This window comes from Aldersonia kunmingensis, assembly GCF_001646865.1.
In the GTDB taxonomy this organism is placed as follows: Bacteria; Actinomycetota; Actinomycetes; order Mycobacteriales; family Mycobacteriaceae; genus Aldersonia; species Aldersonia kunmingensis.
In genome coordinates this window covers 37,049-60,373 of sequence record NZ_LRRB01000008.1, presented here as the reverse complement: position 1 = coordinate 60,373, position 23,325 = coordinate 37,049, and the positions used below count along the sequence as shown (strand labels likewise).

21 protein-coding genes and 2 pseudogenes are annotated in these 23,325 nt (G+C 66.5%); 9 read left to right on the top strand and 14 right to left on the bottom strand.

All coding sequences use genetic code 11. The features are described from left to right. The 5 genes and pseudogenes from A8G08_RS27730 to A8G08_RS01015 form a co-directional block, all read right to left on the bottom strand. A pseudogene (locus A8G08_RS27730) lies at positions 1-320 on the bottom strand (hypothetical protein); the annotation flags it as partial. A gap of 251 nt (positions 321-571) precedes the next feature. Next, positions 572-1,426 (bottom strand): poly(3-hydroxyalkanoate) depolymerase, encoded by an 855-nt coding sequence (phaZ, locus tag A8G08_RS01030; protein WP_245672541.1) that lies wholly within the window; start codon positions 1,424-1,426, stop codon positions 572-574. Next, positions 1,423-1,875 (bottom strand): MaoC family dehydratase, encoded by a 453-nt coding sequence (locus A8G08_RS01025; protein ID WP_068269080.1) that lies wholly within the window; start codon positions 1,873-1,875, stop codon positions 1,423-1,425. The genes phaZ and A8G08_RS01025 overlap by 4 nt, the downstream gene beginning before the upstream one ends. Positions 1,876-1,900: 25 nt before the next feature. Continuing rightward, positions 1,901-3,601: a PHA/PHB synthase family protein gene (locus A8G08_RS01020; RefSeq protein ID WP_068269076.1), complete on the bottom strand. Its 1,701-nt coding sequence runs from the start codon at positions 3,599-3,601 to the stop codon at positions 1,901-1,903. Between the two features lie 2 nt (positions 3,602-3,603). Next, positions 3,604-5,112 (bottom strand): long-chain-fatty-acid--CoA ligase, encoded by a 1,509-nt coding sequence (locus A8G08_RS01015; protein ID WP_068269074.1) that lies wholly within the window; start codon positions 5,110-5,112, stop codon positions 3,604-3,606. Positions 5,113-5,253: 141 nt separating this feature from the next. On the opposite strand from A8G08_RS01015, the gene A8G08_RS01010 reads away from it, so the two are divergent. After that, positions 5,254-6,477: a PucR family transcriptional regulator gene (locus A8G08_RS01010; protein WP_084435846.1), complete on the top strand. Its 1,224-nt coding sequence runs from the start codon at positions 5,254-5,256 to the stop codon at positions 6,475-6,477. 5 nt (positions 6,478-6,482) lie between these two features. On the opposite strand, the gene A8G08_RS01005 is transcribed toward A8G08_RS01010, so the two are convergent. Next, on the bottom strand, positions 6,483-7,505 hold the full coding sequence (locus tag A8G08_RS01005; RefSeq protein ID WP_068269071.1) for a YeiH family protein: 1,023 nt from the start codon (positions 7,503-7,505) through the stop codon (positions 6,483-6,485). A 101-nt stretch (positions 7,506-7,606) separates the two neighbouring features. Here A8G08_RS01005 and A8G08_RS01000 point away from each other — a divergent pair, with 101 nt between their 5' ends. Beyond that, positions 7,607-8,521, top strand: coding sequence for a LysR family transcriptional regulator (locus A8G08_RS01000; protein ID WP_068269066.1), 915 nt, complete (start codon positions 7,607-7,609; stop codon positions 8,519-8,521). Positions 8,522-8,739: 218 nt separating this feature from the next. Here the strand turns inward: A8G08_RS01000 and A8G08_RS00995 are convergent, their stop codons facing one another. Then, positions 8,740-9,777, bottom strand: a complete 1,038-nt coding sequence (locus A8G08_RS00995; RefSeq protein WP_068269065.1) for an LLM class F420-dependent oxidoreductase — start codon at positions 9,775-9,777, stop codon at positions 8,740-8,742. A 58-nt stretch (positions 9,778-9,835) separates the two neighbouring features. Between A8G08_RS00995 and A8G08_RS00990 the strand changes: the two genes are divergently transcribed. Genes A8G08_RS00990 through A8G08_RS00970 form a run of 5 tightly spaced genes read left to right on the top strand, consistent with a single transcriptional unit; the run spans position 9,836 to position 14,335 of the window. Beyond that, positions 9,836-10,834, top strand: coding sequence for a Zn-ribbon domain-containing OB-fold protein (locus tag A8G08_RS00990; RefSeq protein WP_245672539.1), 999 nt, complete (start codon positions 9,836-9,838; stop codon positions 10,832-10,834). Positions 10,835-10,848: 14 nt separating this feature from the next. Then, positions 10,849-11,880, top strand: coding sequence for a thiolase domain-containing protein (locus tag A8G08_RS00985; protein ID WP_068269061.1), 1,032 nt, complete (start codon positions 10,849-10,851; stop codon positions 11,878-11,880). Further along, complete coding sequence (locus A8G08_RS00980) at positions 11,877-13,061, top strand: thiolase domain-containing protein (protein WP_068269060.1); 1,185 nt, start codon at positions 11,877-11,879, stop codon at positions 13,059-13,061. The genes A8G08_RS00985 and A8G08_RS00980 overlap by 4 nt, the downstream gene beginning before the upstream one ends. 3 nt (positions 13,062-13,064) lie before the next feature. Next, complete coding sequence (locus A8G08_RS00975) at positions 13,065-13,928, top strand: TIGR03619 family F420-dependent LLM class oxidoreductase (protein WP_068269059.1); 864 nt, start codon at positions 13,065-13,067, stop codon at positions 13,926-13,928. Then, on the top strand, positions 13,925-14,335 hold the full coding sequence (locus tag A8G08_RS00970; protein WP_068269056.1) for a nuclear transport factor 2 family protein: 411 nt from the start codon (positions 13,925-13,927) through the stop codon (positions 14,333-14,335). Before A8G08_RS00975 ends, A8G08_RS00970 begins: the two co-directional genes overlap by 4 nt. A gap of 228 nt (positions 14,336-14,563) precedes the next feature. On the opposite strand, the gene A8G08_RS00965 is transcribed toward A8G08_RS00970, so the two are convergent. Beyond that, positions 14,564-15,811, bottom strand: a complete 1,248-nt coding sequence (locus A8G08_RS00965; RefSeq protein ID WP_068269055.1) for a cytochrome P450 — start codon at positions 15,809-15,811, stop codon at positions 14,564-14,566. Between the two features lie 171 nt (positions 15,812-15,982). Here A8G08_RS00965 and A8G08_RS00960 point away from each other — a divergent pair. Together A8G08_RS00960 and A8G08_RS00955 are read left to right on the top strand one after the other, a co-directional pair. Next, positions 15,983-17,142, top strand: a pseudogene (locus A8G08_RS00960) (steroid 3-ketoacyl-CoA thiolase). Positions 17,143-17,545: 403 nt separating this feature from the next. Beyond that, positions 17,546-17,962 carry a helix-turn-helix domain-containing protein gene (locus tag A8G08_RS00955; protein ID WP_068269053.1) on the top strand — a complete coding sequence of 139 codons (417 nt, stop codon included), beginning with the start codon at positions 17,546-17,548 and terminating at the stop codon, positions 17,960-17,962. 10 nt (positions 17,963-17,972) lie between these two features. Here A8G08_RS00955 and A8G08_RS00950 read toward each other — a convergent pair whose 3' ends face one another. The 6 genes from A8G08_RS00950 to A8G08_RS00925 form a co-directional block, all read right to left on the bottom strand. Further along, positions 17,973-18,968 carry a hypothetical protein gene (locus A8G08_RS00950; protein ID WP_084435845.1) on the bottom strand — a complete coding sequence of 332 codons (996 nt, stop codon included), beginning with the start codon at positions 18,966-18,968 and terminating at the stop codon, positions 17,973-17,975. Continuing rightward, positions 18,965-19,471: an ImmA/IrrE family metallo-endopeptidase gene (locus A8G08_RS00945; protein WP_068269050.1), complete on the bottom strand. Its 507-nt coding sequence runs from the start codon at positions 19,469-19,471 to the stop codon at positions 18,965-18,967. The genes A8G08_RS00950 and A8G08_RS00945 overlap by 4 nt, the downstream gene beginning before the upstream one ends. Next, the gene (locus tag A8G08_RS00940; RefSeq protein WP_157108347.1) at positions 19,468-20,265 is read right to left on the bottom strand and encodes a hypothetical protein; all 798 of its coding nucleotides are present in this window, start codon (positions 20,263-20,265) and stop codon (positions 19,468-19,470) included. The genes A8G08_RS00945 and A8G08_RS00940 overlap by 4 nt, the downstream gene beginning before the upstream one ends. 88 nt (positions 20,266-20,353) lie before the next feature. After that, positions 20,354-21,490, bottom strand: a complete 1,137-nt coding sequence (locus A8G08_RS26960) for a hypothetical protein (RefSeq protein WP_068269044.1) — start codon at positions 21,488-21,490, stop codon at positions 20,354-20,356. A 64-nt stretch (positions 21,491-21,554) separates the two neighbouring features. Continuing rightward, a complete protein-coding gene (locus A8G08_RS00930; protein ID WP_068269041.1) occupies positions 21,555-22,460 on the bottom strand; it encodes an SDR family oxidoreductase in 906 nt (301 codons plus the stop codon). Positions 22,461-22,505: 45 nt separating this feature from the next. Beyond that, the gene (locus A8G08_RS00925) at positions 22,506-23,288 is read right to left on the bottom strand and encodes an SDR family oxidoreductase (protein WP_068269085.1); all 783 of its coding nucleotides are present in this window, start codon (positions 23,286-23,288) and stop codon (positions 22,506-22,508) included. Positions 23,289-23,325: the final 37 nt, after the last annotated feature.

Genomic DNA, 23,325 nt, shown 5'->3' with positions numbered 1-23,325 from the left:
CGTCGGCGCTCCGGTACCAGGACATGGACATCCGTGAACGGCTCGCTGATCCCGTACTCGCGCAAAGCGGATCGACCAGTCAGCATCGCTCCCTGTCCAGCACAGATCAATGCTGCGATCGTGCGTTGTCGCGCCGTTGGGACACCCGCGTCCAGCATCACGACGCCCGGAAGTAGTCGGCGCCAACGCCCGACGTCGCACCGCCGCCAAATCGTCGACCGCGAAACACCCACTGTCTCGAGGGCAGCGACTGCAACGACCCCGTCCAGCGCGACCTTGTGCAGACTCTGTGGGTTCTCGGCCCAGGTTCCTCGTCGCATGGGTTAGACGATGCGACCAGGCAGTGACCAATGTTCGACGCCGACCAGGCATTCGACGTTGCCCTGTGGACAAGATTTGCGGTGTGGATAACCGAATGCGGGTTCACCGTGTGAACGGAAGATATGTTGCGTTAGACGGAGTGAACGCTTCCGTTCACTCCGCAACGGCGAACAACAGGAACAGCGCTCGAGCACAGACGCTTTCGGCCCCGCCTCCAGAACGAGGCGGGACCGAAGCCGTTCGAGGCCCGTCAGGGCCGACGACCGCGCGAGCGGCGGAACTCGTCGATCACCGGCGCCAACGCGGTCGAGTTGGTGACCAGATCGACGTGCCCACCATCGTGCAGGTGCAGCGTCGAGCGCGGCAGCAGCCGATTCATGATGTGCGCGTTCACAACCGGGATGATCGGGTCGTCCGTGCCGGCGATGATCAGGGTCCGCTGCCGGATCACGGGGAGGGCGAACAGGCTGGTCCAAATCGACCCCGCCATCAGTTGGTGGACATAGCCGATCCGCGAACCCGGGTACTCCTGCTTTCCGAACAGGCGGGCGACATCCTCACCGTTGTCACGGACCGATCCGCCGTAGAGGTCTCCGGCGATCGCTGCGGCATAGTGCGGATCCGAGAAGCGGCGCGGTGTCATCATCTTGGCGAGCACTCGCGGGTGACCAGGCACCATCAGCGCGCCGGTTCCGGTCGCGACGAGCACGAGCCGTCGGCAACGCCACGGATTCTGGAAGGCGAACTGTTGCGCCAGCGCGCCGCCCCAGGACAGGCCGAGCACATCCACCACGCCGAAGCCGAGTTCGGTCAGGGCCCGTCCCAGCACCCATGCGAGATACGGAAAGCCGTAGGGCGCGAAGGACTGTGGCGAGGCGCCGACGCCGGGCACGTCGAACCGGATGACCGTCGTGGCGGGGTCGAGCTCGTGCACGAGCGGTTCGAGCACCTCGAGGCTGGCGCCGATGCCGTTGCACAGAACGAGCGGCACGCCGCCGTCGCCTCGCCGGATGCTGACCCGAATACGCTGGCCACCGACCGCGACAAGGCGTTCTTCGAATTCGCTTCGGTTGTTAACGAATTCGCGCACCGCAGGTGTGCTCACCGGTACAGGATGACGACGTCGGCGATGCACACCGGGCGTTCACCACCCTGGACTTCGTAGGTCAGCCGCAGCACGGCTTCGATACCGGCCGGCTTCTCCTGGGCGGCAACGAGATCGATCGCGGCGCGCAGCTTAGATCCCACAGGAACGGGCGCCGGGAAGCGCAACTTATTCAGGCCGTAGTTCAGTGCGGCAGTGAGGTTCTCGATGCGGAGAAGCTGATCGATGATCATCGGCGCCAGCGACAGCGTCAGGTAGCCGTGGGCGATGGTGCCGCCGAACGGACCGGCCGCGGCACGCTCGGTGTCGGTGTGGATCCACTGGTGGTCACCGGTCGCGTCGGCGAACAGGTTCACCCGGTCCTGGTCGATTTCCTGCCAGTCCGTGGTCCCGAGCTGGTGCCCGACCAAGTCGAGCAGGTCCGCCGGGGCGTTGATCGTCGTTGTCATGATGTCTTTCCTCTGTATCGATGAATCAGTTCTGGTGGACGTAGGTGCCAGGGGCGGGCGCGAGGGGCTGGAACTTCCCGTTGCCAAGTGCGGCGGGGGCAGGCACCCGGTCACCGCTGCGGTCGGCGAGCCACGCCGCATAGTGCGGCCACCACGAGTCCTTGCTCAGCTCGGACTGCTCCATCCACTCCTCAGGCGTGTCACCGTCGACCGGGGCGGACCGGAACGATGCGCGCGGGTTGCCGGGCGGATTGACCAGGGCGGCGATATGGCCGCTGGTGGACAGAACGAACGTATTGTCCTTGCTGCCAAGCAATCCCGCGCTGCGGTAGCACGCCTGCCATGGCGAGATGTGGTCCGCGATGCCGCCGATCACGTAGGCGTCCGCGGTGACGTCCGCGAGGTCGATCGGGGTACCCAGCATCGTCACGGCACCCGGCGTGGTCAGGGCATTGGACATGCCCAGCCGCACCATGTCGCGGTGCAGCGCGGCGGTCATGCGAGTGGTGTCGGAATTCCAGAACAGCACGTCGAACGCCGCGGGCGGGCGGCCCTGGACGTAGTTGTTCACCCAGTACCGCCACACCAGGTCGGTGGGACGCAACCAAGCGAACACCTCGGCCATCGTCTTGCCGTCGAGGTAGCCCTTCGACTTGGACGCCTGGATCGCCTTTTCCGCACCGCTTTCGCTCAGCGCGGCGGAGGCAAATCCGGCCTGGTCCTGGTCCAGCACCGTCACCGCGAGACTCAGTCCGGCAACCCGATCGCCCGCACCCGTCGCCGCGAGGTGCGCGGCGACCATGGCGGCAATGATGCCGCCGGAGCAGCTCGCCATCAGGTGGGTGCTATCGGTGCCGGCGATGTCCTGCACCGCATCCATCGCCTCGATGATCGCGGCGCCGTAGGTGTCCAGATCCCAATCACGGTGTCGTGCAAGTGGATTACGCCACGAGATGCTGAACACCTGCTGGCCCTGCTGCAGGAAGTACTCGATCTGGCTGCGGCCGGGGGCGATGTCCATGATGTAGTACTTGTTGATCACCGGGGGCACCACAAGCAGCGGAACCGCGTTGACCTTCGGCGTCTGCGGCGCGTAGTGGATGAGTTCGAAAACCCTGGTCTGCAGGACAACCGAGCCCTTGGTGGTCGCGACCGTCTCGCCCACCGCGAACGCGTCCGGCTCGATCATCGCGGGTACCCGCGGCTTGGACGCCATGTCCCGCACCAACGCGCTCAGTCCGCGGACCATGCTCATGCCGCCGGTGTCGATCAGCGCCTTCCAGCCCAGCGGGCTGATGAACGGGTTGTTGCTTGGGGCGAGCCCCTCGAGGATGTTGTCGAGCACGAACCGCATCTTCTCCGCGTCGCGCCAGTCGAGCGCGGCGTCGGCAAACAGGGTGTTCGCCGTCTCGGTGAGCGCGAGATAGCCCTGCATCGTGCGGTGCAGGAAGGGATTCTGCGTCCAGGCCGGATCGCTGAATCGCTTGTCCGCCTTGGCCGGTGCGACAGTCGAGTCGCCAGTGGCGATCGACGCGAGTTCGCGGACGAGCTTGCCGCCGCGGTCGGCGACCGTGCCCGGCTGCTTGGCCAGGTTGCCGGCCAAGCGAGTCCACGACTCGTTCGGCAGCATGCGGCCGGCGAAGCCACGAGTCGAGGTGGTGGTCAGCAGCAGGTCGAGCGGGGCCGCGAGTTCGTCGGGTTTCCGTGTCTTGGTTTGCGTAGCCATGATCAATTGCTTTCGAGTGTCGGAATGGTGATTTCACGGCGGAGGATTTTTCCGGTCGGCCCCTTGGGCAGGCTGTCCAGAACCCACACGTGGCGGGCGTACTTGTATGCGGCGACGCGCGCCTTGACGAACTCGACGAGTTCATCCGTTTGCACCTGAGCGCCGGGCTTCAGCACGACCGCGGCGCCGATCTCCTCGCCGAGCGAATCGTGTGGAAGTCCGACGACGGCAGCTTCGGCGACGGCGGGATGCTCGTAGAACACCTCTTCGATCTCGCGCGGGTAGACGTTGAATCCACCCCGGATGATCATGTCCTTCTTGCGGTCGACGATGTAATAGAAGCCGTCCTCGTCGACCTTGCCCACGTCTCCGGTGGAGAACCAGCCGTCCCGATCGATCGATCCGGCGGTCGCCTCGGGCAGGTTCCAGTAGCCCTTCATGACGTTGTGTCCGGCGATCTGGATCTCACCGGGCTCGCCCGTCGGCACCTCGGCACCGTCCCCGTCGACGACGCGCATCCGCACGCCTTCCACCGGGGTGCCGATCGAGCCGGCCTTGCGCGGCTGGTTCGGGTGGTTGAACGAGGCCACTGGCGAGGTCTCGGACAGGCCGTAGCCCTCGAGAATGGCGCAATCGAACGCCCGCTCGAAGTCGTTGAGCACCTGTACCGGCAGCGATGCGCCGCCGGACACGCAGACGCGCAGCGTGGCGGTCGCCGCGGGCGTCGTCTCCGGCGCCACGGACAGCAACGCGGAGTACATCGTCGGGACACCCAGGAAGACGGTGACGGCGTCCCGCTCGATGACCTCGAGCACCGTGCGCGGATCGAACCGCGGGACGAGGCTCATCGCTGCGCCCATCTGGACCGCGGTGTTGAGTCCGCAGGTAAGGCCGAAGATGTGGAACAGGGGCAGGCAGCCCATCAGGACGTCGTCGGGACCGATCTCGATCAACGTACGAGCGGTGACGTCGGCATTGCGGGCCAGGCCGCCGTGCGTGAGCTCGGCACCCTTCGGCTTACCGGTGGTGCCCGAGGTGTGCAGGATGACTGCGGTGTCGGATTCGGTCCGCTCGACCGGATAGTCCTGGGCCGGCAGTCCGGCGATCAGTTCGGTGAGCGCGGCGTCGTCGACGAGCCAGCAGGTGGTGCCGGTAGCGGCGGCGCCTGCTGTGGCATCCTCGGCGAACGCGGGAGCGGCGAACATTGCCTTTGCGCTGGTGTTGGCCAGGCAGAACTCGACCTCACGGGCCTTGAACAGCGGGTTCATCGGAACGGCGACCGCGCCACGTCGCAGGATGCCGTAGAAGACGACGGCAAATGCCGGCGTATTCGGCAGCATCACGGCCACCCGGTCTCCGGGGTCGATTCCGGCCTGTTCGAGCAGCGTTGCCACACGGGCTGCAGCGGAATCGAACTCCGTGAAGGTCAGCGCGCGATCGTCACACCGCAGTGCGATGCGGTCGCCGAAATCCTTGGCCGACACGACGAGGTTCAGGCTGAGATTGGACAATGCGGGCCTCCCGGGCCGGTCGTTATTGGGGATACTTCAATGGTTGCGGCCGCCGCATCGAAGCGCGATGGTGGCGGGAACAACGGTTGTTGCTCCGCGATGTTCCCCGTCACACCCACGACCGGGGCATATCGTGGGTCTATGGCTGGAGGTCCGGCAGAGCGCGTGATCGACGGCGACGGGGCTATCGACCCGCATGTGGTCGAACTCGCAACCGACCTGCTGGCGCGCGTCGACGAGTTGGCCTCAGAAATGACCGACCTGATCTTCCGCGATATCGATTTCTACGCGTCCAACATCGTCGACCGCGCCGATGTAGTGAACAGCTGCCGGGCCAACTCTGCGTTCGTGTTTCGGTCCATCCGCGGCGATGGAGATATCGACGTCTCCGTCGCCCGCGCCACCGGCACTGAACGCGCGATCGCCGGTGTTCCGCTAACCGCGGTGATGGGTGCCTACCGCGTCGGTTTCCGTTATCTGTGGGAGCAGGCACTCGTTGCCGCACAGCGTATTCCGGCACTGACACCGGAGAAGATCCTGGCCGCTACTTCACGGATCCTCATCGCGCAGGACGATTTCACCCAGGCGATGACCGAGGCCTACCGACACCAGGTCACGACGCTGGTCCTTGCGCGGGAAGAGGAACGCTCGGCGTTGGTCGAGGCATTGCTGACCGGGAAGATTGCCGACGCCAACAATCTGTGGGAGGCGGCGCACACTTTGCGACTGCCCACCGAGGGACCGTATGTCGTTGTGGTGGCACAGGTTCCGGCGATCGGAAAGGTCGCGCTACCCGAGATCGGCAACAAACTCGACGCCCGCGATATCCGCTCGGCGTGGCGCCTCGAGCCGGAACTGCAGATCGGAATTGTGTCCGCGCGCCTGCCCGACGCGAACCGCACACTGATCGAGGTACTGCACGGGGCCGCGTCGGCGCGCGTCGGGCTCAGTCCGCCGTTCGACGACTTGTCCGACACCGCAGAGGGGCTGCGCTACGCGCGGCTGGCAATCGAGGCAACACCACAGCGAGATTCCCTGGTCGCCGTTTTCAACGATTCGCCGCTCGCGCTCGCCGCAGTCAGTGCGCCCGAAGCGATGTCACGAATCGCCGAATCGGTGCTCGGGCCCCTGCACGAGATGCCGGCAGAGGAACGCACCATCCTGCTCGACACCCTTGCCGCCTGGATCGATGCCGGCGGTTCGGCGAACGACACTGCGGCACAGATCTTTTGCCATCCGAACACGGTCCGGCACCGGCTGCGCCGGATCGAAGAACGCACTGGGCGGTCGCTGTCGCACCCACGCGAGGTCGCGGAACTGTGTCTCGCGCTCGAGGTCCAGCGGCGACTTCCCCGGCGGGACTGACAGGGTCAGCCGACGAGCAGTACGCCGACCAGCGCGATGGTCGCCACCCAGACGGTGGAGATCGCCGCGAGCACCAGCGGGCGCCCACCGACCTTGCGCAGGGTCGAGACCTGCACGGCCGTGCCGAGAGCGAACATGGCCGCGGTGAGCAGGCCCGTCTGCACCAGCTTTGCGTAGCCGAGCAACGCCTCGGGCAGCACTCCGGTGGAGCGCAGCGCGGCACAACCGACGAAGGCGAGCACGAACAGCGGCACCAGCGGCGGGTGCTTGGCGTCGGCGCTGTCGGCCGACATCCGGCGCGCACGCACGCTGAGCACGGCCATCACGGGGGCGAGCATCAATACCCGGGCGAGCTTGACGACTGCGGCGACCGCGAGCGCACTGCCGCCGATCGCGCCGCCCGCGGCGATGACCTGGGCGACCTCGTGGATCGATCCACCGGCCCAAATGCCGGCTTCGGCGGCGTCGAGACCGATCATCCCGGCGAGCATCGGCACAGCGAAGATCATCGCGGTACCGAACACGACGACCAGCGCAATACCGGTGAGGACTTCCTCCTCCTTGGCGTCGACAACACCGTCGACCGCCGCGATCGCCGAGGCGCCGCAGATCGAGAATCCGCAGGCGATCAGCACGCGCTGCGTCCAGGACAGGCCGAGCAGCCGGCCGACGAACATGGTGCCGGCGATGCCGAGGCCGACGACGGCGACAACAAGTGCCATGACGCCCCAGCCGAGGCCGAGGATGTCGGAGAAGACGAGTTGCAGGCCCAGCAATGCAATACCGACGCGCAGCAACTTCTTCGACGAGAACGTCAGGCCCGGCAGGATCTGAGCCGGGATCGGCGCGATGTTGGCAAGGACGGCGCCGACCAGGATCGCGATGAGCAGCGGGCTCGCGGTCGGGAACACCCGGTTCACGCCCATGGCGAGAAGGGTGACGATCGCGCACAGTCCGAGGCCCGGCAGCAGTGGTGCAACCGACCCCGATAGTGCGCGGGGTTCGGGAAGCATCACTCGACTGGCCATAAGTCCAGCATCGGGAAGAAAGTGCCTGGCGGGTAGCCGTCAATTGGACATCACGACATATCGATCTGATATGTCGAACGCGATGGGCATATGATTTTCGCATGGCTCACAAGTGGCCTGAGTTCGCTGCGATGGAGCTGCTGGTCGGCGTGGACGACCACGGCAGCCTCAGTGCCGCGAGCCGGCAGGCCGGTATTGCCCAGCCCAACGCCACTCGCACCATGAAGAAACTCGAACGCCAGCTCGGCATGACCCTGCTGGAGCGGAGCACGGCCGGGTCGACGCTGACCGCCCAGGGCACGGTCATCGCGCACTGGGCACGCCAGGTGCTCGACGGCACTCGGCACATGCTCGATGTCGCCGAGGGACTGCGGACCGAACGGGCGGCCCAGCTGACCGTCGGAGCGAGCATGACCGTCGCGGAGCACCTCATGCCCACCTGGCTCGGGACCTTCCGGACGCAGTTCCCCGACGTCACGATCCACCTGCACGTGCACAACTCATCGGTGGTGTTCGAACGCCTTCACGACGGCGAGTACGACCTCGGCTTCGTCGAATCGCCGACGGTGCCCACGACGTTGCACAGCGCCCGCGTGGCCAGCGACCGTCTGGTGGTAGTCGTGCACCCTAACCATCCGTGGACGCGTCGGCGCAGGCCGCTCACCCCCGGCGAACTCGCCGCCACACGTCTGCTCGTACGCGAACCCGGGTCCGGCACGCGCAACACCTTGGATCTGGCGCTGCAGGAATACACCCGGGCCACGCCGCTACTCGAATTGGGCAGCGCCGCGGCGATTCGCACCAGCGTGCTCGCGGGGGTCGGCCCGGCCGTCGTGAGCTCGCTCGCCGTGGTCTCGCAGGTGCAGGCGGGCGAGCTGCGGGTGATCGAGGTGGAGGGGCTGGCCCTCGACCGCGTGCTGCGGGCGGTCTGGCGCGGTTCGCGGCAGCTCGACGGGCCAGCGGGCGAACTCGTGCGCCTCGTGCGCCGCGTCCAGGCGGCGCCGACCACGTCGTAGCCACCCTTCATCGCGCGCCTTTTCGTGGCACCGCACAGGCCTGGGCGTGCGCGCTGGCCCCGAAGAGTGCGCGCTGAGGGTTTCACCGGAGGGCAGCGCCTCGAAGAATCGCGCGCTGCCGACAGTCCGAACGCGCACAACGACAAGAGCCCGCCAACCACAAGGGTCGACGGGCTCTCTGCGTCCGGTCGGGAACGGCGGAAAATTTAGAACGTGTTCTAACTCTCAGCGAGGGCAGCCAGTTTCCTGATCTGTTCGCCGTTCTGCGCAGTGAGCAGAAGCATCGTGACGCCGGCCTCTTCCCAGCGCTTGATGTCCTCGCGGACGTAGGCCTCGTCTCCGATGATCATCGTCTCGGACACCATCTCGTCCGGCACGGCCTTCGCGGCCTCGTCCTTGCGCCCGGTGCGGAACAGCTCACCGATCTCCGCGACCTCCTTCTCGTAGCCCATGCGGCGGTACACATCGGCGTGGAAGTTCATCTCCGCTGCACCCATTCCGCCCACGTAGAGGGCCAGAATCGGCTTCATCCGGTCGATCTCGGCCTGCCGGTCGTCGGTGATCACGATCTGGCAGGTAGCGGCGATCTCGAAAGTCTCGCGGGTATGCCGGGCGCCCTCACGCGCGAAGCCCTCGTCGAGCCACTCGTTGTACATCGGCGCCAGGCGCGGCGAGAAGTAGATCGCGAGCCAGCCGTCCGCGATCTCGGCGGTGAGCGCGACGTTCTTCGGGCCCTCCGAACCGAGCCAGATCGGCAGGTCGGCGCGCAGCGGGTGAGTGATCGGCTTGAGCGGTTTGCCCAGGCCAGTGGCGTTGTCGCCGGTCAGCGGCAGCGGGTAGTGCGGCCCGTCGTTGCGCACGTGCGACTCGCGGGCGAGCACCTGGCGAATGATCGAGACGTACTCCCGAGTGCGCGCCAACGGCTTCGCGAACGGCTGCCCGTACCAGCCCTCGACGACCTGCGGACCGGACACACCAAGGCCCAGGATCGCGCGGCCACCACTGAGGTGATCGAGCGTCAGTGCGTGCATTGCGGCGCTGGTCGGAGTACGTGCGGACAGTTGGGCGACCGACGTCCCCAGACGCACCTTTTCGGTGCTCGAGCCCCACCACGCGAGGGGGGTGAATGCGTCCGATCCCCACGACTCCGCGGCGAACACAGCATCGAAGCCGGACTCCTCGGCGGCACGCACCAATTCCCCCGCATTCGTCGGCGGTTGCGCCATCCAATATCCGAGTTGCAATCCCAGCTTCACTACCTCGCCCTTTCCTCGACTCTTGCGACCAGAATAAGAACCTGTTCTACTCGAAGTCGTGAGCTTTGGGAACAGCACGACGGCCGAGTTGCCAGCAAGGTCGGATCAGGAGAAGCCGCTAAGCGCGCCCCTGATCCTCGACTTCGACTACACCAGATCGGTGGGACCGGTCATCGGCCGGTTCCTCACCGGACTGCGGGACCGCCGCGTTGTCGGCGTCCGCGGGTCCGACGGTCGGGTCTTCGTACCGCCACAGGAGTACGACCCCGGCACCGCCGCGGCGCTCGACGAGTTCGTCGAGGTGTCGTCGGTTGGCACCGTGAAGTCGTGGACCTGGGTGCGCGACCCGCTGCCCGGGCAGCCGTTCGATCGCCCGTTCGCGTGGGCGCTCATCCAGCTCGACGGTGCCGACACCTCGATGCTGCACGCGGTCGACGTCGCCTCCCCCCACGACATCAGCACCGGTATGCGCGTGCGCATCAAGTGGGCCGACGAGACCATCGGCGCCATCGGCGACATCGCTTGCTTCGTGCCGGGCGAGGATGCCGAATCCACTCCGGCCGCAACGGATTCCGATCCGGTCACCATGCTGATCACGCCGGTGCACCTCGAGATCGATCACTCCGCGTCCTACGAGGAGTCCTACTACCTGCGCGGCCTTGCCGAGGGCAAGCTGCTCGGCGGCCGCTCCGAGGCCGGCGGCAAGGTCTACATCCCGCCGCGTGGCGCCAACCCGACCAGCGGGCAGCCGACTACCGAGCAGGTTGAACTGCCGGACCGCGGCATCGTCACGACGTTCTGCATCGTCAACGTCCCGTTCCTCGGCCAGCGCATCAAGCCGCCCTACATCGCGGCCTACGTGCTGCTCGACGGCGCCGACATCGCGTTCCTGCACCTGATCCTCGAGTGCGACGCCACCGAGGTGCGGATGGGCATGCGTGTCGAGGCGAAGTGGCGTCCGCGCGAAGAGTGGGGCACTTCACTCGAGAACATCGAGTACTTCCGCCCCACCGGCGAGCCCGACGCCGAGTACGACACCTTCAAACACCACCTGTAAGGGAGCCCCACCCCGTGACCGACATTGCTGTCGTCGGTTTCGCGCACGCACCGCATGTGCGCGAAACCACTGGAACGACCAACGGCGTGGAAATGCTCGTGCCGTGCTTTCAGAAGCTCTACGCCGAACTGGGCATCACCAAGTCCGACATCGGATTCTGGTGCTCGGGTTCGTCCGACTACCTGGCCGGACGTGCGTTCTCGTTCATTTCCGCCATCGACGCGATCGGCGCTGTGCCGCCGATCAACGAATCGCACGTCGAGATGGATGCCGCATGGGCGCTGTACGAGGCCTGGGTCAAGCTGATCACCGGCGAGGTCGATACCGCGCTCGTGTACGGCTTCGGCAAGTCCTCCGCCGGTAAGCTGCGCCGCACCATGACGATGCAGCTCGACCCGTACCTCGTCACCCCGCTGTGGCCGGACTCGCTGTCCATCGCCGGCCTGCAGGCCCAGGCCGGCATCGACGCCGGCAAGTGGTCGCAGCGCACGATGGCCGAGGTTGCCGCCGCGTACCAGGGTGACGGCCCGGTCGACATCGACGCGCTGCTCGACACGCCGTTCATCGCCGACCCGCTGCGTCGCCACGACGTCGCCCCGGTCACCGATGGTGCTGCCGCGATCATCCTCGCGTCCGGCGACAAGGCTCGCGAACTGTGCGAGAACCCCGCGTGGATCACCGGATTCGAACATCGCATCGACACGCCGAACTTCGGCGCCCGTGACCTGACGATCTCGCCGTCCACCATCGCCGCGGCCAAGGCCGCGACCGGTGGCGACACCTCGTTCGACCTCGCGGAACTGCACGCCCCGTTCACCCACCAGGAGCTGATCCTGCGTGAGGCGATCGGCCTCGACGGCTCCACCCGGATCAACCCCTCGGGTGGCCCGCTCACGGCCAACCCGATGTTCTCCGGCGGACTCGAGCGCATCGGCGAAGCCGCGCACCGGATCATGACCGGCGAGGCGAACCGCGTGCTTGCGCATGCGACGAGCGGCCCTGCGCTGCAACAGAATCTGATCGCGGTCATGGAGGGACGTCGATGAAGCAGCCGGCAGCGGTGCTCGGCACCGGCCAGACCCACTACGTAGCCAAGCGGACCGACGTCTCGATGTCGGGTATGTGCCGCGAGGCGATCGACCGCGCCATGGCAGACGCGAACGTCACCTGGGACGACATCGACGCTGTCGTTGTCGGCAAGGCCCCGGACTTCTTCGAGGGCGTCATGATGCCCGAGCTGATGATGGCCGACGCCCTCGGCGCGACGGGCAAGCCCCTGATCCGCGTGCACACCGCCGGTTCGGTCGGTGCCTCCACCGGCATCGTGGCCGCCAGCCTGGTGCAGGCCGGCGTGCACAAGCGGGTGCTCGCGGTCGCGTGGGAGAAGCAGTCGGAGTCGAACGCCATGTGGGCGCTGTCGATTCCGGTTCCGTTCAACATGCCGGTCGGCGCGGGCGCGGGCGGCTACTTCGCTCCGCACGTGCGCTCCTACATCCGACGCTCCAACGCACCGACCCACATCGGTTCGATGGTGGCCGTCAAGGACCGCCTCAACGGGTCCAAGAACCCCTACGCGCACCTCCAGCAGCCGGACATCACGCTCGAGTCGGTGCAGTCCTCGCAGATGCTGTGGGACCCGATCCGTTTCGACGAGACCTGCCCGTCGTCGGACGGCGCATGCGCCATCGTGCTCGGCAACTCCGAAGCCGCCGCACTGGTGGAGGCCGAGGGCCGCAAGGTCGCGTGGATCCACGCCACCTCGATGCGGACCGAGCCCACCACCTACTCCGAGCGCGACCAGGTCAACCCGCAGGCGGGCCGCGACGCGGCCGCAGCCCTGTGGGAGGCCGCAGGCATCAAGGATCCGCTCGAGGAGATCGACGCGGCCGAGATCTACGTCCCGTTCTCGTGGTTCGAGCCGATGTGGCTCGAGAACCTCGGTTTCATGCCCGAGGGTGAGGGCTGGAAGCTCACCGAGGCCGGCGAGACCGCGATCGGTGGCAAGCTGCCGGTCAACGCTTCCGGTGGCGTTCTTTCATCGAACCCCATCGGCGCCTCGGGCATGATCCGCCTCGCGGAATCCGCGATGCAGGTGATGGACCGCGCCGGTGACCATCAGGTCGCGAACGCCAAGAAGGCGCTCGGCCACGCGTACGGCGGTGGCTCGCAGTACTTCGCGATGTGGGTCGTCGGGTCCGAGCGCCCGGCCTGGGCAGAAGGAAAGTAGACGATGAAGTTCACCCTCAGCGTCGCAATGAGCCCGCTCGACCAACTGGCCGGGCTCGCGCAAACGGCAGAGGAATGCGGCTTTGCCTCCGTCGCACTGCCGGATTCGTTGTTCTACATGGAGACGGCGGCGGAGAAGTATCCCTACACGCCCGACGGCTCCCGGATGTGGAACGAGGAGACGCCGTGGGTGGACCCCTTGATCGCCGCGGCCTCCATGGCCGCGGTGACCAGGACCATCCGCTTCTACACCAACGTGCTGAAGCTGGGCTCGCGCAATCCGCTGCTGCTCGCCAGGCAGCTCGGCTCGGTCGCCAACCTCACCAACAACCGATTCGGCTTCGGCGTCGGCATCGGCTGGGCTCCTGAGGAATTCGAGTGGTGTGGCGCACCGTACGCGAAGCGCGGTGCCCGCGTCGACGAGATGATCGAGATCATCAAGCTCGTCCTCGACGGCGGCATGGTCGAGTACCACGGCAAGTTCTTCGACTTCGACCGGCTGCAGATGAGCCCGGCGCCGTCGGAGAAGGTGCCGTTCTACGTCGGTGGCCACACCGAGGTGGCGCTGCGCCGCGCGGCCCGCGTCGGCGACGGCTGGACCTCGGCAATGATGACGCTCGACGACCTCAAGGCCACCAAGGCCCGGCTCGGCGAACTGCGCGCCGAATACGGCCGGGCCGATGAGCCGTTCGAGATTCAGGCCGTCTGCATCGACAAGTTCGGCGCGACCGGCTATCAGGAGATGGACGAGGCCGGCATCACCGATGCCATCGTCATCCCGTGGATCTTCGACGGCCACGGATTCGACGCACCACTGGAAGCCAAGCAGGATTCCCTGCGCAAGTTTGCCGCGGAGTACATCAAATGAGCGCTGACCATCCCGCCCGCGTAGCCGCACTCGCCTCGCAGGCCTGTGCCCGAACCAAGGACAAGGACGGCTGGCTGGCCCTCTTTGCCGAAGACGGCTGCGTCGAAGATCCCGTCGGCCCTTCGGGTTTCGACCCCGAGGGCAAGGGCCATCACGGCAAAGAGGCGATCGCGCGGTTCTACGACATGGCGATCGCGAAGACCGATTCGATCGAGTTCATCCACAATGACTCGTTCCAGTGCGGCAACGAGATCGTCTTCACCGGCCTGATCCGTACCTCGATCGGCGGCAGCATCATCGACGCCGAGGGTGTGTTCACCTACCGCGTGAACGACGAGGGCAAGCTGCTCAACCTCCGGGCCTTCTGGGAGGTCGACCGGGCGATGAAGACCGCCCGTCCCGCCTGAGTCCGGGCGCAGTTCTACGGACGAATGCGCCCATCCGAGTTCACTCGGGTGGGCGCATTCTGCGTTTCAGGTCGCCCTTCACGGGCCAAACGAGTGCAAATTGTGTTTATGGGTGCAAAGTTTCGGCCCCGCATACAAACTTTGCACCGCTGAGCGCTGGCCAAACGAGTAAGGGAGGCACCGGATCGCTCCGGTGCCTCCCTTTGTCAGCTCAGATCGAGCTCAGCGTCAGTGCGCGACCGGGCAGGTCTTGTAGTCGACGTTGAACTCCTTGATGCCGTTCAGCCAGCCCGAACGCAGGCGGGTCGGCGGGGTGAGCATGCTGATGTCGGGCAGCACATCGGCGATCGCGTTGAAGATGATGTCGATCTCCAGGCGGGCCAGGTTGGCGCCGAGGCAGTAGTGCGCACCCGTGCCACCGAACGAGACGTGCGGGTTCGGGTCACGCGTGATGTCGAACTTCGTCGGGTTCTCGAACACGTCCTCGTCGAAGTTCGCCGATGCGTAGAGCATGACGACGCGGTCGCCCTTCTTGATCTGCTGACCGCTGAGTTCGGTGTCCGCGAGCGCGGTGCGCTGGAAGGCGGTGATCGGCGACGCCCAACGGATGATCTCGTCGGCGGTCGTCGCGGGACGCTCCTTCTTGAAGAGTTCCCACTGCTCCGGGTTCTCCAGGAAGGCGTGCATGCCGTGGGTGGTGGCGTTACGAGTGGTCTCGTTGCCGGCCACCGCGAGCATCATCACGAAGAAGCCGAACTCCTCCGAGCTGAGCGCCTCGCCGTCGATGTCCGCCTCGATGAGCTTGGTCATGATGTCGTCGGCCGGGCAGGCCTTCTTGTTCTCGGCCATCTGCCACGCGTAGCCGAGCAGCTCGGTCGACGCGGCGAGCGGGTCTGCGCCCTCGAACTCCGGATCGTCGTACGAGGTCATCGTGTTCGACCAGTCGAAGACCTTCGCGCGGTCCTCCTGCGGAACACCAATGAGCTCGGCGATCGCCTGCAGCGGCAGCTCGGCGGCCACCTGGGTGACGAAGTCGCCGGAGCCGGTCTCGGCTGCCTCGCGGACGATCTTCGCCGCGCGCTCACGCAGTTCGTCGGTCAGGCTGTTGATCGCGCGGGGGGTGAAGCCACGCGACACGATCTTGCGAAGCTTGGTGTGCTCCGGCGCGTCCTTGTTCAGGAGCACAAAGCGCTGCATCTCGATCTGATCACGCGTGATCTCGTCGTTGAAGCGCGGAATCGCGGTGTTCTCCCAGGTGGAGAACACGTCGCTGCGGATGGAAACCTCACGGACGTCGGCGTGCTTGCTGACCACCCAGTAGCCGTCGTCTTGGAAACCGCCAACCTCGGGCGATTTCGGATTCCACCAAATCGGCGCACTCTTGCGCAGTTCGGCGTACTCCTCGAAGGGCATCCGGTCGACGTAGACCTCGGGGTCTGTGACGTCGAATCCCTCGGGAAGATTGGGTTTGCCCACAGCAACTCCTCCAGCAGTGAACATCACGGGATTCGGGACTGCCCGCGATGTGGAACACGTTCTATTATGTATTGAATCACAACTGCAAGAAGGTCGAAAGAAAGGGCATGGTAAGCCCACCGGCGGTGGGCGAACGTGTTCTATTTTCGCAAGTATTAGGAAGGACCCATTGTGGGCAATCCGGTCATCGTAGAAGCAGCTCGTACCCCGATCGGCAAGCGCCGGGGCTGGCTGGCGGGCCTGCATGCCGCCGAGATCCTCGGCGCGGCACAGCAGGGGCTGATCGAGCGCGCCGGAATCGACCCGATTCTGGTCGAGCAGGTCATCGGCGGCTGCGTGACGCAGTACGGCGAGCAGTCCAACAACGTCACCCGCACGGCGTGGCTGAGCGCAGGGCTGCCGTGGCAGACCGGCGCGACCACTATCGACTGCCAGTGCGGTTCCGCGCAGCAGGCGAATCACCTCATCGCCGGTCTGATCGCTTCCGGCGCGATCGATATCGGCGTCGCGTGCGGCGTCGAGGGCATGAGCCGAGTTGGCCTGGGCGCCAACGTCGGTGGCGGCGGTATCCCCGCCCCGCATCGTGGGACGTCGACATGCCGAACCAGTTCGAGGCTGCCGAGCGGATCGCCAAGCGGCGTGGCATCACCCGCGACGACGTCGACGCGCTCGGCGTGCGCTCGCAGGCGCTTGCCAAGCAGGCGTGGGCCGAGGGCCGCTTCGATCGCGAGGTCCTGACGGTTACCGCTCCGGTGCTCGACGGTGACGGCAATCCGACCGGCGAGAAGGCGGAGGTCAACCGCGACCAGGGCCTGCGCGACACCACGCTCGAAGGCATCGCCAAGCTCAAGCCCGTCATCGAGGGCGGCATCCACACCGCCGGCTCGTCGTCACAGATTTCCGACGGCGCCGCGGCCCTGCTGCTCATGGACGAGGACCGCGCCAAGGCACTCGGCCTGAAGCCGCGCGCCCGGATCAAGACCCAGTGCCTCGTCGGCGCCGAGACCGAGTACCACCTCGACGGCCCCGTGCAGGCCACCCAGCGACTGCTCGAGCGCAGTGGCATGGCGATGTCGGACTTCGACCTGTTCGAGGTCAATGAGGCGTTCGCCTCGGTGCTGCTGTCGTGGGCCGCGGTGCACAAGCCGGACATGGACAAGGTGAACGTCAACGGTGGTGCGCTCGCGCTCGGCCACCCCGTCGGCAGCACGGGCTCGCGCCTCATCACCACGGCGCTGCACGAGCTCGAGCGTCGTGACGGCAACACTGCCCTGATCACGATGTGTGCCGGTGGCGCGCTCTCGACCGGAACGATCATCGAGCGCATCTGATCCGACCACCCCGACGGCGGTCGGGTGGCCCCCGAAAGCACGCCCCGAGCGTGCGTTCGGTCGGGCCGCCCGGCCGCCGTAGTTGTCTGTGGAACGCCCGAATTTGGACGAATGACCAAGTCTCGCACAGGTTTCCGTTATCAAATCGTGGCAAACATGTGGCAAATGTATATAAATTTGAACATTCGATAGTTCAAACAGCACATACCGACCGGTCTCTTGGTTATATCGCTGCAATCGCAGCTTGATCGGGCCGATTTGGGCCTTGTGATGCACTTTCGACGCAAAGGTGCGTCGCGAATCACGGCCGCGGTGCTAGGTTTGCAGTTACCAAACCGCTATTGTGTGACGTGGCCGCAAGTTTTTGCGAAATAGGTAGCGGTCGAGGAGGTGGCAGACGACGATGGCCGATTTCGCCGCAAGGCTGAACAAACTGTTCGAGACGGTTCATCCGCCCGGGCGCAAGCCGCATACGAATGCGGAAGTTGCGGCCGCGCTGACTGCTGCCGGCCATTCGATCTCGAAGCCGTACCTGTCGCAGCTTCGGTCTGGACAGCGGACCAATCCGTCCGATGAGACGGTGGCCGCGCTGGCGAAGTTCTTCAAGGTGAAGTCGGACTACTTCTTCAACGACATCTACGCCGCCAAGATCGAGCACGATCTCGAGCTGCTGTCGCAACTGCAGGGCTACGGATTGCGCCGGCTGTCTGCTCGCGCCTTCGACCTCTCCGAGGAATCGCAGAGTCTGCTGACGTCGATGGCGGAGAAGTTGCGCGCGAGCGAGGGTCTCCCGGAGGTCCCGCCGGACGCGTCGAGCTAATCGCTCCGCGTTACGACCCGTCCGAATAGGCACGGGCAACCGCAACCACCCAGCGCCGAGCCGACACGCCGTCGGGCGGTGTCACCCATTTCGCATCCAGGGGCGTCCCGGTCTCCGGGTCGCGCACCCACTGTGCCACCGCTGCGGCTCGCTCGTTCCTCGACTCCGGGGGCGGATTCGGCCGCGCCGGTGCGATACCGCCACCGGACTGCAGGTACAGCGCGTCCATGATGTTCGCGACCTGGTCCGACGCCCGCAGCACCGTCGTGGTCCTGCGATAGCCATCGCTCATCACAACCTCGGGAAACCGGTCGGTCAGCGACTTGTGCAGAGATCGGGTCCGACGCAACAACAACTTCGCGCGGAACCACACCTCGATGAGGATCCACACCGACCCGAGCGCAATCACGCACGCCGCGGCCGACCATGCCCAACCCGGGGTGGCGAACGGCGCAACTCCCGGTACACGCGAGGGCGGATCGACCACTTGCAGGGCAGCGAGGACTGCCACGACCGCGGTGGCCGCGGTGAAGAGGGCGATACCCCGCCCGAGCGGTGTCCAGGCAAGATTTCGCAGCCCAGTGATCACGATGAACGCGCCGGTTGCCACCACAGCGATCCAGCCGATGTCGACCGACCAGACGAAAGTCGCCAGTACGACGATTGCCGCAGCGACGTACGTCGCGGCAGCGATCGGCCGCAGAAACCGCTGTGCGACGAATCGCCATGCCGCGATCGCGATCGCCGTGACCGCCCCCGCGAAACAGACCCAGAGTGACGTTCCGATCGTCGCCGAGAGCGAGGCGCCGTTAACGCCGCCCTCAGCCTGCCCGGCCTTGTCGATCGCCCGCGCGACCTCCGGAATCGCCACGGTGACCGCAGCGGCCACAGCGATGACGGCCACCACGATCGCCAGCCGGATGGTGGTGGCGGGACGCACGATCACACGTCCGACTCGCGCGCCCGCCGCCATCCATACGAGCAACGCGACCAGCCAAGCGGTCACCCGAGTGCCTCGTCGAACCGGAGCCGCGCAACACCGGTGTCATTGCGGTTGATCACGCGAAGCCGCGTCAGCAGCATGTTCGCGAAGGTTTCCGCTTCCCACTCGGCGAGCATGTCGGTTCCGTGATCCACGGTGTGGGTGCGCTGGCTCAGCATGTAGGCGATCAGATCGTCGTCCGCCTCCATGAACGACTCGCGGGCCGGTACGCCCGGATGGTTGAAGACGACGTGGCCCAACTCGTGCGCGAGCGTCCAGTCCCGGTTCGGTACTGCCGCCGAAAGAACGATGACGTCCCGATCGTGATAGCCCCGCCGCTGACCACACAGACCCGGCGGCAATTCGGCCACCTCGATCTCGATCACGCGGCGCCGCTCATTCGCCACGGCGTCGACGACTGCCTCCAGGTCGGCGGCATGTGCGTCTGCGGCAACGGCACACACTGCGTCAACAGCTGCCGCTACCCGGCGATAGGACCGGGCACCTGCCAGAACTCCGTGCGTCATCGTCCACCGTTCCCGAAGAACTGGACGCGCGCTGAATCGATTCGACGCTGCTGTGCGGACGCCCCACGGTAAGTGAATGCGCCGGCCAGTACCCCAGCGAGCATCATTCCGCCCACGCCACCGGCCACGGCAACCATGTCACCGTTGCTCAACGACTCCATTGCTGCGACCTGCGCGACTTCGGCATTCGACCCATTCACCGAGGCCGGCTTGACGCCTTGATCGGTCAGTGGTGCTGCTCCGGTAATCGGTGCGACGGCGGTGCCAAGCGGTACCGCGCCGGGGATCAGCGGCGGAGCAATGTTCGGAATCCCCCCGGACGGAGGAACCTCGCCCGGAGATGCGATGCCGGCAGCCGTAGGCGGCACGGTGGCAGTCGATGTGGGCGCGACGGTGCCCTCGGGACCTGCTGGTGTGGTGGTCGGCGGAACCGTCGTACCTGGACCTGCCGGAATCGTTCCCGGCGTACCCGGGTTGACCTCGCCCTCCGGGTTGGTCGGGAACTGCGGGGTTACCGGCGGTGGCTGGGTGGCTGGCGGGGGTGGCGTCGTCGTTTTCGGGGGCGCGCCGATGGTGATGCCGCCGCCGATACCGCCACCCAGTGAGATTCCGGCACCGCCGCCGCCCGTTCCCGGCGTGCCCTGATCAGTGCCAGGCAGCGGGACATCGGGGGTGGGGACTCCCGGAACAGTGAAGTTGGGCTGGGCCGACACGAGCCCCGGCGCAAACATCAAGCCGAAGCCCGCCGCGACGCAGGCAACGGCGATCACTCGCAATCGGCGGTGATCAGGCACGTTCACATCCTATCGGGGAGTTAACCAGGGGGGTTAGCTAGATTTTCGCCCTGGCGCAGCCTGGTGTTACGACCGCGCCTGTCGTCTGTCAGGAACCCGTCCCGAAGAACTCGGCGCGTGCCGCAGTGATCCGCCGCTGCTGCGCGGAGGCTCCATGATAAGTGAGCGCACCGGTGAGAACTGCGGCAAGCATCATTCCGACCACGCCACCGACGACGGCGAGCGTCTCACTGGGGCTCAGATTGTCGAACGCAGCAGTGTTGGCGATATCGGGGTCCTGCTTTGGCGCCGATGCCACCTGCGTACGTGCGGCGGCCGGCGACAAGGCAGCCACCGCGGGACCGACAGGGAAGATAGCCGGCTGCGGTGCCACTCGACCAGCGACAAATAGAGGAATCGCTGTAAGGGGAACGGGCGGCGCGCCGGCGGACTGAGCTGCGCCGACGCCGGGTGGCACCATGCCGGCCGCGGGAGGGACCGCCCCCGGGCCCGTTGAGCCAAAGGTCCCCGCCGGTCCGGCGGCAGCTCCAGATGTCGTGCCCAAACCCAGACCCGCCGGAATTACGGGGATACCCGGGAAAGTGCCACCGTCCGAGTCGGGGATCTGCGGTACTACCGTCGGCGGTGTCGTCTCCGTCGGCGGTGTCGTCTCCGTCGGCGGTGTCGTCTCCTTGGGCGGCGTGGTCTCCTTGGGCGGCGTGGTCTCCTTGGGCGGCGTGGTCTCCTTGGGCGGCGACGTCGGCACCGTCTTCGTGGGCGCGGTGGCCGAAGTTTCGCGGTCCTGGTCGTTGCTGCCCTGGTCGTCCTTGCTGCCCTGGTAGTTGCCGCCCTGGTCGTTGCTGCCCTGGTCGTCCTTGCTGACCTGGTCGCCTTGGTCGTTGTCGCCCTGGTCGTTGCTGCCCTGGTCGTCCTTGCCGCCCTGGTCGCCTTGGTCGTTGTCGCCCTGGTCGTTGTCGCCCCGGTCGTCCTTGCCGCCCTGGTCGCCTTGGTCGTTGTCGCCCTGGTCGCCTTGGTCGTTGCCGCCCTGGTCCTGGTCGCCTCGATCGTTGCTGCCCTGGTCCGTGCCGCCGCCCTGGCTATCGCGCGGCCCGGCGGCGTTGGCGACAGGGATTCCCGGAGCGTCGAAGCCCGGCTGAGGCAAGAGGAATACGGCCGGCCAGATCATGAGCGATCCCGCAGCCACCGTGGCGGCAGCAATCACGCGTAAGCCGCGGTGACCGGGCACCTGTTCATCCTAGCCAGCAGGCTGGCCGTCGAACCTTAGAGTTTTGGCCCGACCCAACGTGGCATTACGCCCCGTACACGGCCTCCGGCGGTTCGGAGTTATCGATGAGCTTGCGTACGACATCGCCGAGTTCCGCGGGCTCCCACTTGGCGCCCTTGTCGATCGGGTCGCCGTGGCGCCAGCCATCGGCGAGCGCGACCTTGCCGGCCTCGACCTCGAACACGCGGCCGGTCACACCCGCGGATTCGGTGCTGCCCAGCCACACGACGATCGGCGACACGTTCTCCGGCGCCATCGCGTCGAAGCCCGACTCGGGCTTGGCCATCGTCTCGGCAAAGGCACCCTCGGTCATGCGGGTACGCGCCGACGGGGCAAGCGCGTTGACGGTCACGCCGTAGCGGCCGAACTCGGCGGCAGCCTGAATCGTCAGCGTGGCGATACCGCCCTTGGCGGAGGCGTAGTTGCCCTGGCCGATGCTGCCCTGCAGACCTGCGCCGGAGCTGGTGTTGATGATGCGGGCGTCCACCGGCTCGCCGGCCTTGGACTGGGCGCGCCAGTACTCGATGGCGTGGCGCATCGGGGCGAAGTGGCCCTTCAGGTGCACCCGGGTCACCGAGTCCCACTCGGCCTCGGACATGTTGGCGAGCATGCGGTCGCGCAGGAAGCCTGCGTTGTTGACCAGCACGTCGAGGCGGCCGAAGTTGTCGATCGCGGTCTGGATCAGGCTCTGAGCACCGGCCCAATCGGCGACGTCGGCACCATTGACGACGGCCTCGCCACCGGCGGCCTTGATCTCGGCGACGACCGCGCTGGCCGGATCCTCACCGGTCGACGAACCGTCGATGCCGGCACCGAGGTCGTTCACCACGACCTTCGCGCCCTCGGCCGCGAACGCGAGCGCGTGGGCGCGGCCGAGGCCACGTCCCGCGCCCGTCACGATGACGACCCGACCTTCACAAATACCGCTCACGCCAAAAACTCCTTCTAGTTCTACTGATGCTTGGTGGGCCGGCCGCTAGACCGATGCACCCTGGTCGACGTTGGCCGCGCTCAGGAAGGCCGGGCGTTCGCCGCCGCCGTGCGCCACCAGCGCTGCGCCGGTGACATAGGACGCCAGGGGTGAGGCAAGGAACAGCGCGCAGTTGCCGATCTCCTCGGGGCGGGCCAGCCGGCCGACCGGGATCGTCGCGCCTACGGCCGCGATGCCCTCGTCGTCGCCGTAGTGCAGGTGGCTCTGCTCGGTTTCCACCATGCCGACGACGATCGAGTTGATCCGCACCTTGGGCGCCCACTCGACGGCCAGCGAGGAAACGAGACTGTCGAGTCCTGCCTTGGCGGCGCCGTAGGCGGCAGAACCGGGCGACGGGCGACGACCGCTCACGCTCGACACATTCACGATCGATCCACCGGCCTCCTGCTGCTGCATGACGCGGTTCGCCTCCTGCGAAACCAGCAGCGGCGCCAGCATGTTCAGCTCGGTGATCTTGGCGTGATAGCTCGGTGTCGCATCGGCGGCCAGCCGGAACGGCGTGCCACCCGCGTTGTTCACCACGGTGTCGAGACGGCCGAACTTCGCGACGATCTCGTCAACGAGTCCGCGCACGGCCTCTTCATCGCGCACATCGCACGGCAGGTAGTGCGCGGTGCGGCCGGCAGCGGTCACGGGCTCGTCGCCGGGGCGTCGGGCACAGGCCACGACGGTCGCGCCGGCCTCCAGGAAGACCCGGCTGATACCCGCGCCGACACCGCGCGTGCCGCCGGTCACCAGGACAACCGTTCCTTCGAGATCCAGGTCGATACTCACCGTGCTAACGTACCAAGCAATCGCTTGGTTT